We start from the raw sequence: 15,524 nt of genomic DNA, 5'->3' as shown, positions 1-15,524 counted from the left end.
AAATTAAACTTTTGTTATAATGGTATATCAATCAATGGAGTGCCAATAACATGGCTAAGTACATAAATAAATGCAATCCATAATTCAGTATGAGTAATGGAGTTGAAACAATGCTAAAAGTTAATCGGAATGACCAACGCCCGATCTGGCAGCAACTTTTGGATCAAGCGATTCATAATATCACAACCGGGAAATGGCAACCAGGCGAATTGCTGCTTCCATCACGTGAACTTGCTCAATTAATTGGTGTTTCACGGTCAACCATACAGATTGTGTACGAGGAATTATTCAGCCGAGGGTATACGGTAACCTCCCGACGAGCCGGGACAAGAGTTAGTGATTGGACATATGCACCTCGGTCAACAGAAGGCATCACGATGCAAGGGCCTATTCCGCCCGAACTGCCTACACTAAACGAATCGATTGGTCATCTCCATAGTTGGTTCGGCAATAGAGACAATCGCAAAATAGAAATTGATTTTAATCCCCACGAGCCTTATCTGGATGAAAGTTTCACAAAAGCCTGGAGGCAATCCTTTTTACAAGCTTCCACTGAACCTAATCTGGATCTTTGGGCTTATGGTGATGCCAGAGGGTTACTGGCGTTAAGAGAACAGATTCAGCGTTATTTGTCACTTGAACGAGGCATTCATATCGATGTTGATCAAATCTTGTTAACCTCAGGTGCACAACATAGTATTGATTTAATTGCCCAGGCACTCTTAAGTGAGGGAGAGAGAGTTTCCGTAGAAGATCCCGGCTTCCCAGCCGCTTGGATGGCGATGAAATACCGCCGGATGCAAGTCGATCCCGTTCCAGTCGATGAATATGGATTATGTGTAGATCATATTCACCCACAGACAAAACTCGTATTTGTCACACCTTCTCATCAATGCGCCGTTGGTGTTATTATGTCGGAGCCACGCAGGCAACAATTGATGCACTTGGCAGCTCATCATCGATATTGGATTGTTGAGGATGACTACGATAGCGAATTTAGGTACCGTGGAGATCCGCTTCCGACTATATTCAGTCAGCAACCTCAGAATACGCTTTATATGATGAGTTTTTCCAAAATGGTTGCACCAGGCATTCGACTATCCGCTATCATTGGCCCCAAAATAGCTATCGATCGCCTTACTCAAGTTCATGAATTAACCTATCGTCATCTGCCGATTATGGAACAATTAACGCTAACTCATTTTATTGAACGTGGTCATTTCATGCGCCATATGAGAAGAGTTCGGAACATATATCGACGCAGACACGAAGTCATGACCAAAGCCATTGTTGCTTCTGGGCTAGGCTCACGATTTACATTAAGTGGTGTGGAAACAGGATTACATATGCTTCTAGAATCTGAAACGTCATTTGACGAAGAAGCGCTGACGAATGCTGCCCTTGATCAAGGTGTGCGCGTGTATCCGCTTAGTAGATATTGCTTGGAGAGTCATCGAAAAGGATGGATATTAGGTTTTGCGAAAGTGGATGAGGAGCAGATTGAGGAAGGCATACATCGACTTGCAAAGATTGTACTATGATGGAGAACATGCTCTCCAATCGGATTCGAAAGGATGTTTTTTGTGATGAAAATTTTAGTATTAGGAGCCACCGGACGGGTTGGAAGTCATTTCGTCTCTAATGCCCTACGTTCCAATCATCATGTAACTGCACTGGTTAGAAGCCCGGAAAAGGTACAAATCAACGATGACAATCTCGTTCTGCATCAAGGGAATGCTTTAGTCAAAGAAGATATTTATCAAGCCATACAGGGTGTGGATCTCGTTGTTAGTTCCTTAAGTACCGATGGAACAACTACATTATCACAATCCATGGAATTGATTGTTAAGGCTATGGCTCAGGAGCGTATCAAAAGAATCATTACCATTGGTACAGCAGGAATATTGCAAAGTCGAACGGATCCTGGCTTGCTTCGTTTTCAATCGCCCGAGTCCAGACGCAAGTCCACGCGGGCAGCTGAAGAACATCTGGAGATGTACAACATTCTCAAAGCTTCTAAGTTAGAATGGACCATCGTGTGTCCTACCTACTTATATGATGGAGAATCTCTTGGTAAGTACCGGGTTGAGCGCGACTATTTGCCTGACGGCGGAACTTCTATATCAGTAATCGATACTGCGGAGTTTGCTTATCAGCAATTAATGTCTGATGAGTATGTACAGTCTCGTGTAGGTATAGCCTACTAGGGCGTGTCTTAAATCTCATTTACGGTATATCTCTTCTGTTCAAAAAAGTAAGTTTCAATATAAGCAAGTTTCAATATAAGCAAGCAAAATAAGAGCCTGCAATTGTTATCCAGTGGTAACAATTGCAGGCTCTATCTGTGTCTGTTGTTAAACTCTATTTTAGGTTTTTATATAGAGGGAATTGCGAAGTGATTTCACGCACACTACCTAATATTTGATTTTTTACATCCGAGTTCTTTGGATTTTTAAAAGCGAGCCCTATCAGCTGAGCAATTTCTTTCATTTCCCTTGCCCCAAGTCCTCTTGAAGTCATAGCCGGAGTTCCAAAACGAATACCGCTCGTAACTAAAGGACTTGCCGTATCGTGAGGGATTGCATTTTTATTCGCCGTAATCCCTACTTCATCCAGTAAAGCTTCGGCTTCTTTGCCTGTAAGCCCCATAGTTCGTAAGTCAACCAACACGATATGATTATCTGTTCCTCCCGATACAAGGGTGAGTCCTTCATTCATTAAAGTATCTGCCAATACGTTGGCGTTACTCAGAACACCTTCAATATATGTTGTGAAATCGGATTGCAATGCCTCACCTAATGCCACCGCTTTCCCCGCGATAACGTGCATGAATGGCCCACCCTGGGTTCCCGGGAATACAGCTTTGTCGATCACCTTTTCCCAGGAGTCCCGGCACAAAATGGCTCCCCCTCGTGGTCCTCGTAAGGTCTTGTGTGTGGTGGTTGAAACAAAATGGGCATGTGGTACCGGGTTAGGATGCAAACCTGCCGCAACAATTCCTGCTATATGCGCCATATCTACAAAGAAAAGAGCTCCCACTTCGGCGGCAATCTGGGCAAATAATTCAAACTCAATGGTCCGCGGGTATGCACTTCCACCTGCAACAATCATGCGTGGACGATACTTATAAGCAAGTTTACGTACTTCGTCAAAGTCAATGCGGCCCGTCTGTGCATCGACACCATATGAAACAAAATTGTAAAACCTACCTGAAAAATTAACAGTACTTCCGTGTGTTAGATGACCACCCTGGGATAGATTCATGCCAAGTATTGTGTCCCCAATCTCAACCGAGGCAAAATACACAGCCATGTTGGCCTGAGAACCGGAGTGAGGCTGCACATTTGCATGTTCAGCGCCAAAAAGTGCTTTAAGGCGGCTATTTGCTATCTCTTCGACTGTATCGACATGCTCACACCCGCCATAATATCTTCTGCCCGGATACCCCTCCGCATATTTATTGGTCAATACCGAACCTGTTGCTTCCATCACAGCTTGACTTACAAAATTCTCTGATGCAATCAGTTCTATCTTATCCTGCTGCCTTCCAAGCTCTTGCTGGACAGCCATTCCTATTACTTTATCTTGCTTCTCCAAATGTTTCATGAACATCTTCCTCTCAATATTACGGTTATTTATTCGTTCCAAACTGTTTTTTGGGAAATTTACTATTCATCAGTAGATGTGCCATCATTCCTGCAAACAGTCCCCAAAATGCACCACCCACACCAAGCAAAGTCACATTCGCTGCTGTCGCCAAAAACGTAATCAATGCAGTTTCACGTCCCTTAGGGTCCGTTAATGCATTGGCAAGACTGCCACCGATCGTTCCAAGTAAGGCTAATCCCGCTAATGTTGCAATAAAGGTAGCAGGAAGAATCAAAAACAGAGCAGCCAATGTTACGCCAAAAATGCCGACAAAAATATAAAAAACACCACAAGCAATACCTGCAATATAACGTTTGGTTGAATCCTCATGTGCATCCTTTCCCGTACAAATCGCTGCTGTAATAGCTGCCACATTAAAAGCATGTGATCCGAATGGGGCTGCAAGAAGCGAACCCAAACCTGTTACAGCTAAAATGGGATTGGCACTTGTCTTGAATCCATCATTACGCAGAACAAGCATTCCGGGCATATACTGCCCTGTCAAGGTAATAATGAACAGCGGTAGCGCAACGCCAAGTAAAGCATTTAACGAAAATGCTGGAACAACAAATACAGGCGATGCTACAGCCAATTGGATCGTACTGAAGTCTGTTTTTCCCATGCATATCAAATAAATCAAACCGATCGCCAATATGCCAACAATGGCGTAACGGGAAGTAAACCTTCTTAGCAAGATATAGCCTGTAAACAGTACAATCACAAGCAAAGGATCAGCCTTCGCCCCTCCAAAGGCCGAAATACCAAACTGTAGTAAAATACCTGCTAACAATCCTGAAGCGATGCCTGGGGGAATAAGTCGAACGAAACGTTCAAACATGCCTGACCAACCCAAAATAATAAATCCAACTGCTGAAATCATGTAAGCGCCAATAGCTTCTGGATAAGGGGTTACCGCTAATGCTGAAACGAGAAACGCCACACCCGGTGTAGACCAGGCTGTAATAATCGGCTCCTTATATCGATAACTGAGCCAAATCCCTGTTACGCCTACCCCAATCGAGATGGACCAAATCCAGGAAGCGGTCATTTCCGGGCTTAAACCAGCCACTTTTGCAGCTTGAAAAACAAGGATAAACGTACCCCCGTAATTAACAATTACGGATATCAAAGCGGCGATTACCGGCGATATCAAATCACGGCCACGTAACGAAGGGGATGCTGTCTTCATATTTAACACTACCTCTCACTTAATCATCGATGCGTGTGTTTTCATTCCAGTAATATTCGTCTGGTAAATACCGTGGTCCAAATACACTTGTTCCTACACGTATCATTGTAGCTCCTTCTTCAATAGCGACCTGGAAGTCACCAGACATACCCATCGATAAAATATCCATTTCTACGCGTGGAATATTTTTCTCTTTAATCTGTGTACGGATCTGGTTTAACAATCGAAAACAATGTCGTGTTTCTTCGTTTGTCGCATTCAGTTTTCCAATGGTCATTAAACCTTTCACATTTAATGTCTCGAATTGAGACAACTGTTCTACAAGCTTGCGGCTGTTTCTGGAGAGGCACCAAATTTACTTTCTTCGTAAGACGTATTAATTTGCGCAAGAATATCTAAGGTCTTATTCTCTTTGAGAAGCTGGTTATGTAACGCCTGACCCAGTTTCAGACGATCTACGGAATGGATGAGCGTAACATATTTAACAACGTCCTTTACTTTATTTGTTTGCAGATGCCCGATAAAATGCCATTCCACCTGCTTGCTTTGTTCCATGAGTGGGAATTTGTCTCGGAGTTCCTGAGCTTTGTTTTCTCCAAACAGGAGCTCACCTGCTTGAATAGCTATTTGTAATTTCTCAAGCGGTACCGTTTTGGTCGCGAGCAACAATTGGATGTCCTCTATGTTGCGACCTGAAGCCTGGCAGGCCAATGCCATTTGCTGTCTTACAGTTTGAAGATTTTCTCCTACTAGATGTTTCATGTCAGCCACCTTCTTTCTATTCCAAACAGGAATGAATCAATGAGATTAGCTCCTCCTTATGTATTGTGAAGACTGTGTGGAACGTCATGCTAGTATAGCAACGCATGGATTGGATATACATATCCAAAAATGCTCCTTTTGAGCAGTCCAAAACGACAAAGTGGACATTAATTCAATTGGGGCACCTTTAATATGCTTTTAAAAGTCAATAATCTGATTGATGTGATGCCCGCACGCTTCTTCTGAAATGAAAAAAAAGCCGCTAATTTAGCGGCTTGGTTTAGTCCTATGTTCATGTCCAATACGAAGATACATGTTTTATGATGATTTACTCATTCACATTTTCCTTGGTTACCAGCTTCAATTCAGCGGGAATGGATGACTCCACCTGCTTGCCACTGAGCACATCCAGAGCTGCTTGCAGCGCCAGTTGGCCAATCAGCACAGGCTGCTGAGCAACTGTTGCCGTCAATTTCCCATCCTGAATGGATTTGATTGCATCATCATTGCCGTCGAATCCGATGACCGGAATGTCTTTACCTGAGCTTTGAATCGCTTCAATCGCACCAAGTGCCATCTCATCATTATGGGCAAATACCGCCTGCACGTCAGGATTACCCTGAAGCAGATTCTCCATGACATTTAATCCTTTGGACCGATCGAAATCAGCAGATTGTTTAGAAACCACATCAAGTTGCTTGTCAGCCACTTCATGGAAACCTTTACCCCGTTCTCTTGTTGCGGAAGCGCCAGGTACACCCTCAAGTTCAATGACTTTTGCGCCCTCACCGAGATGTTCTACGAAGTATTCAGCTGCCATGCGTCCGCCTTTAACGTTATCCGATGCCACCAGTGCTGCCACTTCACCTTTATCTGCGGAGCGATCCAGCGTGATCACGGGAATGCCGACACTATTAGCGGATTGGACTGCTGTGGAGATCGCTGCAGAGTCAGCAGGGTTAATCAACAGTGCACTAACGCCTTGCTGAATAAGATCATCCACATCATTGGTTTGTTTGGCCGAATCGTTCTGCGCATCAACCACGATGACCTGTACTCCCTGTTTTTTGGCTTCAGCCATGACTCCATCCTTCAGTGATACAAAGAATGGATTGTTCAGTGTAGATATCGACAAACCTATTTTCTTCTGTCCGTTACTTTTGTTAGGGTCAGGTTTGGCCCATTCCGGTGGCTCCAGAGAGCACCCGGCCAGAACGATGATCATCAGCATACTTACGAGTGTTAACGTCCAATTTTTCATATATATTCTCTCCTTATGCTGTTTTCTTGCGGTCCAGCAGGACGGCAATGGCAATGACGATACCTTTCACAACCATTTGGTAAAATGAGTTTACTTCAAGCAAGTTCAATCCATTATTCAACACGCCGATAATCAAAACACCGATCAGTGTACCGACGATGCGTCCACGTCCTCCAGCAAGACTTGTACCACCCAGTACAACCGCTGCGATTGCATCCAGCTCATAGGATGTACCTGCTGTTGGTTGCGCTGAATTCAAACGCGATGTCAAAATTGCACCTGCCAAAGCAGCGAGCATACCTGTCAGGGAGTAGATCATAATTTTCACGCGATTAACTTTGATACCTGAGATAATAGAAGCTTTCTCATTACCGCCGATGGCGTACGTTTTGCGGCCAAAAGCTGTTTTATGCAAAACAATCCACAGAATCATGAAGGTAATCAGCATCGTGATTGCAGGCACCGGAATGCCCAGCAGGTAACCACGGCCGAACAGTTGGAACAACAGATTATCCCCGAGTCCTGTAATTGGATTACCATTCGTGTACACCAACGTCAGTCCTCTAAATATCGTCATCGTTGCCAATGTAGCGATAAACGGAGCCATTCTGCCTTTGGTAATCATCAGTCCGTTCACCATACCCATGACACCACCGAGTGCTACACCGATAATGATGGACAAGATCGGGTCCAGGCCGGACAACATCATGTTTGCTACAAAAGCACTGGATAAAGCCAAGATTGAGCCGACCGACAGATCAATTCCACCCGTCAGGATAACAAATGTCATACCGAAAGCAATCAGTGCATTAATCGAGACTTGACGCAATAAATTCAAGATATTAAGCGGTTCCAAGAAACTTGGATTCAACACCGATACGATGAGAATAAGAATGATTAAGCCGAGCAGCGGTCCTAATTTTTGTATCACACTTGAGAAACGGAAGCCGCTTTTAGCCGTTTTGTTTTCCTGCATTGTTGTCATATCACTGTCCCCCTGTGGCCAATGTCATAATGTGTTCTTGTGTTGCTACTTCCCTTGCAACCTCGCCACTGATGTGTCCTTCATGCACAACCGCGATTCGGTCGCTCATGCCAAGCACTTCAGGTAGCTCCGACGATACCATGATGATTGCAACACCGCGGTCTGTCAGTTCATTCATCAATTCATAGATTTCGCGCTTCGCTCCGACATCCACTCCGCGTGTGGGTTCATCCAGGATAAGTACGCTTGGACCGATACCAACCCATTTCGCGATAACCACCTTCTGCTGGTTACCCCCGGATAGATTCCTTGCTGCCGTCTCGGAGGATTGTGTTTTGATCTGTAGACGTTTGATCAATGTATCTACGAAGTCTTGTTCTTTCGAAGCTGAGATGAAACCTTTGTTTGAGAAACTGAACAGATTCGTCAACGCCATATTTTCGCGAATAGAAAAGTCTAATACCAGCCCTTCATCTTTGCGGTCTTCTGTAATAAATCCGATTCCATGTTTCACTGCATCTGCCGGTTTACGAATGTTCGCTTTTTTGCCGCGGATGAAGATTTCACCGCTATCCAACGTATCCAAACCAAAGATGGTTCTCATGATCTCTGTTCGTCCAGAACCCATGAGTCCTGAGAAACCGAGTATTTCCCCCGCTCTCACGGTGAAGTTAATATTCTCGAATAGACCTTTGCTGCTTGCATTCCTTACTTCGAGGACAACTTCACCATATGAAGGATTCCGGACAGGATAACGCTCGGTAAGTTCACGACCTACCATTTTCCGCACCACTTCATCAAAGCTTGTCTGCGGAATAGCTTGCGTGTCTACCGTTCTTCCGTCACGCATGATGGTAATCCGGTCACAGATCGTGAATATCTCCTCCATTCGGTGAGAAATATACACGATGGACACGCCTTCCTTCTTCAGCGAGCTGATTACACCAAACAATTTCTGAATCTCGCGCTCCGTAAGTGCTGCTGTTGGCTCGTCCATAATGATGACCTTGGCATCTGTCATTAACGCTTTGGCAATCTCGATCATCTGTTGCTGCCCGACAGAGCACTCTCCCGCAGGACGTTCCAGTGGTATGTCTACGGAAAGCTTGGCGAACTGTTCTTTGGCAAGCGCTTTCATCTGTCTTGTATTGAGCAATCCGAACGATGATGTCAGTTCCTTACCGATGAAGAGATTATCCAGCACCGTCATTTCAGGCCATACGTTCAGCTCCTGATGTATGAATGTGATACCCAGTTTCTCGGCTTCCTTTGGACTTCCAAAATAGTTTTCTTCTCCGTCGATCATGATGGTCCCTTGGTCTCTCTGATGGAGACCAATCAGAATATTCATCAGTGTGGATTTGCCGGCTCCATTCTCCCCCATCAGGGCATGGACCTCACCGTCTTTTAGTTCAAAATCCACTCCGCTCAGCACCTGATTCGTTCCAAAGGCTTTATGAATATCTTGCATCTGAATGTGCATTACGCAACCTCCTTTTAACCGAAATGGACTCCCGATTGTAAAATGCAATTGGCATAGGGTGTGGCCTCACCTGTGCGGATGATCGCCTTCACCTGCCGGGTTAATACTTTGAATTGTTCGTGGCTGACGGAAGCATCGATTGCTTCTCCCCCGAATTTCTCTGTGATGAATTGCATGGCTACGGGATTACCTTCGCGAATCTCTTCAGCCACAATGACTTTCTCAATGACCATATCTTCAGCGATCGCTTCCACCACTTCGTGAAAACTTGGTGTTCCCAGTTTGAGGGCCAGATCGATTTTGAGTACCCCATCCGGTACCGGCAGACCTGCATCCGCAATTGCAATCATGTCCGTATGGCCCAGATCAGACAAAATCTTGGAAATGTGACTATTCAACATGCCATTTCTTTTCATTACAAACTCTCCTCTACTTCATCACGCGTTGGCATGCCGCCCTGCGCTCCGAACTTGGTGACGGACAACGATGCAGCCCGATTGGCGAAGCGTATACTCTCTTGCAACGCTTTTCCTTCAGCTAAAGCAACTGCAAATGCGGCGTTGAACGTATCCCCTGCCCCAGTAGTATCGATAGCCTCAACTTTATAAGTTGGGACTAGAATTTCCTCAGTGCCATCAAAGTAACGTACACCTTTACTGCCCTCCGTGATGAACAACTTGTTAGGATACTGACGTAATGCCTGTGCCGGACTCATACCCTGAAACAAAATCTCAGCTTCATGCTCGTTCGGCGTGATATATGCGGCATTGTCGATCACTTCTTGCGGTAATGTTCTCGCCGGTGCGGGATTAAGCAGTAGCGGTGTTCCGAATTCTGCACATAATGTACTTACATGAACAACCGTTTCCTCCGGAATTTCCTGCTGAATCAGCACGATATCTGCATCACGGATCACTTCAGCTGCTTCATCGACATATGCAGGAGTGACTGCCCGATTCGCCGCTTCAACCACTACGATACTATTATCACCTTCTGCCAGAATGATATGAGCCGTTCCACTTTCTAAATGTGTAACCGGTTTCACATTTTGCGTATTTACAGCATTTGCTCTAAAGTTCTCTAAAATATCTTTGCCAAAAGCATCGTCGCCTACCCGGCCGATCATCGCAACCTCGGCACCCAGTCTTGCAGCGGCAACAGCCTGATTGGCTCCCTTACCGCCAGGGACCGTTTTGAAGCTGTCGCCAAGAACGGTTTCACCCGCCCCCGGCCGTCTTGACGAAGTAACAACCAGATCCATTGAACTGCTTCCTATTACACATATTTTAGCCATCTGATTTCACCTTTCTCGTAGTGCCCCGTTCGATGAAACTTACGGGCAACTGTATGTTTTTGTTCTCTATTGCAGCTTGTTCGACAAGCTGGATAAGTAATCCCGCCGCTTCTCTTCCCATCTCGTATGCTGGCTGATGGATGGTGGACAATGCCGGCGATAACAGGCTGCTCATTGGAATATCATCGAAACCAATAACTTGTACGTCATCAGGAACTTTTTTTCCGATTCGTGATGCCTCATGCAGTACTGCCATGGCTGCGATGTCATTGCTGGCAATGACCCCGTCTGTGTCCGCGTACTTCCTAAATAATTCTTCAGCCCATACACCCGCCTCGTTAATTGAAAATGAGGTTGTCTTGATTACCCGGTAGTCTAACCCAGCATCACGGATGATTTCAATCGCTCCTTCAAAACGATCCTGAGCCGGTCTGATCTGTGACGGTCCCTGCATAACCGTGATCCGGCGACTGCCACGTTTGATAATCTCCCTTGCAGCTAGTCTTCCACCTTCCCTGCCATCCGCATACACGGATGGACGATCCAGTGATGTTCTGTCCAGAAACACAACGGGAATCTTCAGTTTTTCATATATTGAAGAATGAGGATAGTTCGTTGAAGAGATCACACCAACCACGTTGTTCTGGATAAACGTCTGGATGTAATCCTGCTCCTTCCGTTCATCCTCATCACTATTTCCAAATATCAGTCTGTAATCCTGTTCCTGCATCCTGTCCTCTACACCGCGGGCCAACTGCGGGAAGTAAGGGTTGGCAATATCCGGCAACAACAGGCCTATCAGTTTGGACTTGCGCTTATATAATGAGCGGGCCACTTCATTTGGCGAAAAGTTAAGCGCCTTCACAGCATCTTCCACTTTCTTGCGTGTGTCCGCATGAACATAACCTCTATCATTAATGACTCTGGATACGGTGGCAACAGATACGCCAGCCAGTTGAGCTACGTCTTTAATTGTTTTCATAAGTTGCTCTCCTCTATGTGTAACCGGTTACAGACATTAAATTATCATATTATTTTCAATTTGACAAGCGTTTTCATTCTGGAAATTTCTCCAAGTATACATAAATGTGCACTGGAATCCTTCTATATCATGCTTTTCACCTGTCAGGGAGATCGATACTTCATAGACGTAAAGAGGCCATCACTCGATTAAAACTCAGAGTGATGGCACCCAGATCAACATAAGAATCAGTAATCTCGCTGAACTTAAATAGCCTTTAATTTAACAAATTAGGAATAAATTTTCCTAATAAATCAATTCATAGCGTTTATATTATAACTCCCCGTATACTTCATCTGTAACAGGTTCCAACCATTCCGGTGTGCCTGCAGTGATCGCAATGTGTTCAAACCAACTATCTTTAGCGGCCCCATGCCAATGTTTCACACCATCATGAGTCACAATAACATCGCCGGCTTTTAGGAATTGAGCAGTTTTCCCTTCTTCCTGATACCAACCTTCCCCACCAGTTACTAACAACAGCTGAAATCCACCGCGATGGATATGCCAGTTATTTCTGCATCCCGGTTCAAACGTTACATTCCCAACACCCACATTCACTTTGGGATCAGCAACCAAGGATTGGAGATAACTTTGCCCTACAAAATATTGTGCAAATGCTTCGTTTTTTTCTCCTACCGGGAATATCACTCCATCTTTAACTTCTTCATGTTTAGCCATTTCATTTCCTCCAATGTGATCTTATTAATTAATGCGTCCTGCTCCTATGTTGACCTAAAAATGATTACACACGAATGTGCGATATCGCACATTCGTGTATAATGTAAAATAATTGCACTGCCTCTGCAAGGATCAAATGAACCCGATCTGTGCCTTATGGCGCAAGGAGACAACATTTGTGCAATTACTCTCTGGAAAGAATGGTGATTTCTATCGTTTCTATTACAGATCGAAGAATACTAAAGTCTCAGGAAGCGATCAAATCCGCTTTTATCAAACTCATGAACGACAAACCTTTTGATACCATTACGATGCAAGATATCTCTGATCATGCAAATGTCGGCCGCAGAACGATATACCATCACTATTCGGACAAATTTGACTTGCTGGATAAATTAATTGAAGAACATATTGATGAACTAAGAAGATTGTGCAAAGAAGCATCCGATCTGGATTTTATAAAAAGCAATGTACTTTGGTTCGATTATTTTGAAGTTCACTATTCATTCTTCTCGGCTATGTTACTGAGTAAAGGGGCCCCTTTTTTCCGCAATCGCTTCCTGGCTCTCGTCATTGAAGAACTGGAAGATGAGGTGAATGTAACTCAGGGCAAAAATAAAGGACTAACGAAAGAAGTTATTCTTACGTTCTTTGGTACAGCAATCGTTGGTATCGTGGAATCCTATTTCACGAATGGATTACCTCGGCAACCTCACATTGTCGCAGAACAAGTTGGGATTTTATTAGAAAGGAATCTATAACATAGACCCCACATGAACCGTTCCTTCTTTATAATCTTACCACCTGGGGAGCGGTTTATTAATTATCATTACAAACATTGGCGTTATGTGATATGGTCAGTGAAGATATTAGATTCGTACATACATATGTGCATGAAATGCGAGGAGAAGATCGAAAGTGATAGAGAGAAATACCCTTGAGAAACCAAGTAAGTTTAGTGATCCCATTTTTGTCATGCTCGTGGCAAGCCTGTGTTGCTTGTTATGGGGAAGTGCGTACCCGTCCATCAAACTTGGTTATATCGCATTTAACATTCTGCCGGAAGATATTGCTTCCAAGTATGTATTTGCCGGATACCGATTTACACTGGCTGGCTTGCTGCTCTTGCTCCTGTCTCGTATCGTTAGAAAAGAGAAGCTCCAATTGTCCAGGAAGCAGTGGACAAGCCTTATCATGTTAGGTATATTGCAAACCGGTTTGCAATATATGTTTTTCTACGTTGGCGTAGCCAATACGACGGGTGTCAAAGGCTCCATTATGAACGCAACGACAACCTTTTTCAGTGTTGTTCTGGCCCATTTCATCTATAAAAACGACAAATTAAGCAGAAATAAAATCGTTGGCTGCTTGCTCGGATTCATTGGTGTAATCATCGTAAACTTCCATACGGATCTGCTTGCTTTTTCCTTTTCATTCACAGGCGAAGGGTTTGTTATTATAGCAGCACTTGTTTTTTCCGTTACGGCCCTTTACGCAAAACGTCTCACCGCTACGATTGATGTTCTGATCATAACAGGGGTCAGCCTGTTTGTTGGGGGACTGGTACTTACGCTGTTAGGTCTATCACTCGGCGGTCGGGTTACTCATTTCACCTTGGAATCCACCAGTAACTTGATCTACCTGGCCTTGCTGTCATCCGTCGCATTTTGTTTGTGGAATATGCTTCTCAAGTATAACAAGGTCGGAAGAGTGTCTGTCTACAACTTCCTAATCCCTGTGTTTGGCGCATTGTTATCGGCGTTATTCCTGGGGGAAACGATCTTGGAACTGAAAAATCTGGCTGCATTACTGTTCGTGTCGGTTGGCATTTACTTAGTCAATCGTGTACGTTCTGTGCAAAGCTCTAATGATACCCCAATAAAATAGACTACCGTCCATCTCATGGAAATCAAAAAAGCCGCTATTTAGCGGCTTTTTTTTGTAATAAGAATACGATACACTTTTGTTTCTTACGATGGTATAGCTTAATATATACTCGTAAAGTCAATCAAGTCCTCTTCTTCCTCATAATTGAATACAATGGCGTGATTACCCAATTGGTATACCATCTCATAACCACCAACGACTTCATTGTAATACTCTGAGGAAGGTTTCCCCATCCATATTTTCACATTCCATGGTGACAGATTCTGCTTTTCATTGTACAAATCAAAAACGGCAATACGTGATTTATTGGTAAGCTCGTGCATGTATGAATCAAATCCGACGCCGAATTTAGAATAATAATAGACCGCTCCCCATTCCTCATTTGAACGAGAGGTTGGTTTCCCCAGCTTTTTTTGCGCATTTTGAAGCGTCATGCCAATCTTGATGTCCGTCCGGCCCGGTAATGCACCCTTTAAAGCAGCTTCCTTCAAGCTTTTCAGGTAAGCGCGATCGCCAACACCCGAGTTCGGCCAAGCTTTTGAACGGAGGTTGCGCGTATCTTCCAACCGCAACTCCGATTTGTTTACATTCAACTTAAACGTATTAACTCCATAGACGAATTGAAGGTTGTTGTAATTTTTGAACTGTACTCGGGCACCTGAAAGAGTACGGATTCCATCATCTCTGCTTGCAGAGTAGGAATCGTCGATTTTTTTACCCTTATTATCGACATATGTTACACGCCGCAATTCCCCGGAACGAACAATATAGGTTTTCACCTCATTAAAATTAGAAGTTCCCCAATCGGTAATCATCAGCATGTCTGGTGTACTAGCCTCTTTGCTTTTCACAACGAAGTTCCAGGTTTGCGGCAAAATAATCGTATTCAGATCCAGTTTTGCTGCTTGGACTGTTCCGTATGCTGCACCTTTTTTCAGCAAGGCTGCGCGATACGTGCCTGAATAACTCTTGTCGCCTTTTTTATTGTTTGTCCAACCATTTTCTTCGGTCAGCGTGCTCTTCTGTTCATCATAAGCGAAAATATAAACGGTGTAAGCCGTTTGTTTGGCATCACGAAGCGTAAATGAAAGCCGGCTCATACTTTCGAGCTGTTTGGCGGAGATTTGCTCTCCTTTGGCAGCAGCATTAGGTGGAAGCAGAAGCAATGCGCTCAGAACATAGCCGATTAAAGTTAGTAGGGCCAGAGAAGCCCATTTTGATTGGTGCTTAGGGTGTATCATTGTTGACTCTCCTTTGAGTAAAAAAATAAAAATCTAGTAGCGTTTTTCTAATTTTAAACCGTGCACAATCTC

General features: G+C 44.2%; 14 protein-coding genes and 1 pseudogene. 4 read left to right on the top strand and 11 right to left on the bottom strand.

What is annotated here, in order from left to right:
* The first annotated feature begins 110 nt into the window (after positions 1-110).
* Together pdxR and C161_RS14775 are read left to right on the top strand one after the other, a co-directional pair.
* Positions 111-1,541, top strand: a complete 1,431-nt coding sequence (pdxR, locus tag C161_RS14780) for a MocR-like pyridoxine biosynthesis transcription factor PdxR (protein WP_036670918.1) — start codon at positions 111-113, stop codon at positions 1,539-1,541.
* 45 nt (positions 1,542-1,586) lie between these two features.
* A complete protein-coding gene (locus C161_RS14775; RefSeq protein ID WP_036670917.1) occupies positions 1,587-2,207 on the top strand; it encodes an NAD(P)-dependent oxidoreductase in 621 nt (206 codons plus the stop codon).
* Between the two features lie 154 nt (positions 2,208-2,361).
* On the opposite strand, the gene glyA is transcribed toward C161_RS14775, so the two are convergent.
* The 10 genes and pseudogenes from glyA to C161_RS14725 form a co-directional block, all read right to left on the bottom strand.
* Positions 2,362-3,606 carry a serine hydroxymethyltransferase gene (glyA, locus tag C161_RS14770; RefSeq protein WP_036670916.1) on the bottom strand — a complete coding sequence of 415 codons (1,245 nt, stop codon included), beginning with the start codon at positions 3,604-3,606 and terminating at the stop codon, positions 2,362-2,364.
* A gap of 25 nt (positions 3,607-3,631) precedes the next feature.
* On the bottom strand, positions 3,632-4,837 hold the full coding sequence (locus tag C161_RS14765) for a benzoate/H(+) symporter BenE family transporter (protein WP_036670915.1): 1,206 nt from the start codon (positions 4,835-4,837) through the stop codon (positions 3,632-3,634).
* A gap of 19 nt (positions 4,838-4,856) precedes the next feature.
* Positions 4,857-5,599 (bottom strand): annotated as a pseudogene (locus tag C161_RS14760) (YggS family pyridoxal phosphate-dependent enzyme).
* A 328-nt stretch (positions 5,600-5,927) separates the two neighbouring features.
* Entirely contained in the window at positions 5,928-6,860 is a 933-nt protein-coding gene (rbsB, locus tag C161_RS14755) for a ribose ABC transporter substrate-binding protein RbsB (RefSeq protein ID WP_036670914.1), read from the bottom strand.
* Between the two features lie 13 nt (positions 6,861-6,873).
* A complete protein-coding gene (locus tag C161_RS14750) occupies positions 6,874-7,836 on the bottom strand; it encodes an ABC transporter permease subunit (protein WP_371129067.1) in 963 nt (320 codons plus the stop codon).
* A 10-nt stretch (positions 7,837-7,846) separates the two neighbouring features.
* A complete protein-coding gene (locus C161_RS14745; protein WP_036670912.1) occupies positions 7,847-9,328 on the bottom strand; it encodes a sugar ABC transporter ATP-binding protein in 1,482 nt (493 codons plus the stop codon).
* Positions 9,329-9,342: 14 nt separating this feature from the next.
* Positions 9,343-9,744: a D-ribose pyranase gene (rbsD, locus tag C161_RS14740; RefSeq protein ID WP_036670911.1), complete on the bottom strand. Its 402-nt coding sequence runs from the start codon at positions 9,742-9,744 to the stop codon at positions 9,343-9,345.
* Positions 9,744-10,622 (bottom strand): ribokinase, encoded by an 879-nt coding sequence (gene rbsK / locus C161_RS14735; protein ID WP_036670909.1) that lies wholly within the window; start codon positions 10,620-10,622, stop codon positions 9,744-9,746. Before rbsK ends, rbsD begins: the two co-directional genes overlap by 1 nt.
* Positions 10,615-11,604: a LacI family DNA-binding transcriptional regulator gene (locus tag C161_RS14730; protein WP_036670908.1), complete on the bottom strand. Its 990-nt coding sequence runs from the start codon at positions 11,602-11,604 to the stop codon at positions 10,615-10,617. Before C161_RS14730 ends, rbsK begins: the two co-directional genes overlap by 8 nt.
* 312 nt (positions 11,605-11,916) lie before the next feature.
* Positions 11,917-12,324, bottom strand: coding sequence for a cupin domain-containing protein (locus C161_RS14725; RefSeq protein ID WP_036670907.1), 408 nt, complete (start codon positions 12,322-12,324; stop codon positions 11,917-11,919).
* Between the two features lie 200 nt (positions 12,325-12,524).
* Here C161_RS14725 and C161_RS14720 point away from each other — a divergent pair, with 200 nt between their 5' ends.
* Both C161_RS14720 and C161_RS14715 read left to right on the top strand, forming a co-directional pair.
* The gene (locus C161_RS14720) at positions 12,525-13,085 is read left to right on the top strand and encodes a TetR/AcrR family transcriptional regulator (protein WP_036671096.1); all 561 of its coding nucleotides are present in this window, start codon (positions 12,525-12,527) and stop codon (positions 13,083-13,085) included.
* A 157-nt stretch (positions 13,086-13,242) separates the two neighbouring features.
* On the top strand, positions 13,243-14,211 hold the full coding sequence (locus C161_RS14715; protein ID WP_156946115.1) for a DMT family transporter: 969 nt from the start codon (positions 13,243-13,245) through the stop codon (positions 14,209-14,211).
* A 98-nt stretch (positions 14,212-14,309) separates the two neighbouring features.
* On the opposite strand, the gene C161_RS14710 is transcribed toward C161_RS14715, so the two are convergent.
* The gene (locus C161_RS14710; RefSeq protein WP_036670905.1) at positions 14,310-15,452 is read right to left on the bottom strand and encodes a DUF4309 domain-containing protein; all 1,143 of its coding nucleotides are present in this window, start codon (positions 15,450-15,452) and stop codon (positions 14,310-14,312) included.
* Positions 15,453-15,524: the final 72 nt, after the last annotated feature.

The organism is Paenibacillus sp. FSL R5-192, assembly GCF_000517845.1.
GTDB classification, from domain to species: Bacteria; Bacillota; Bacilli; order Paenibacillales; family Paenibacillaceae; genus Paenibacillus; species Paenibacillus amylolyticus.
This window is presented reverse-complemented; position numbering and strand designations above follow the sequence as displayed.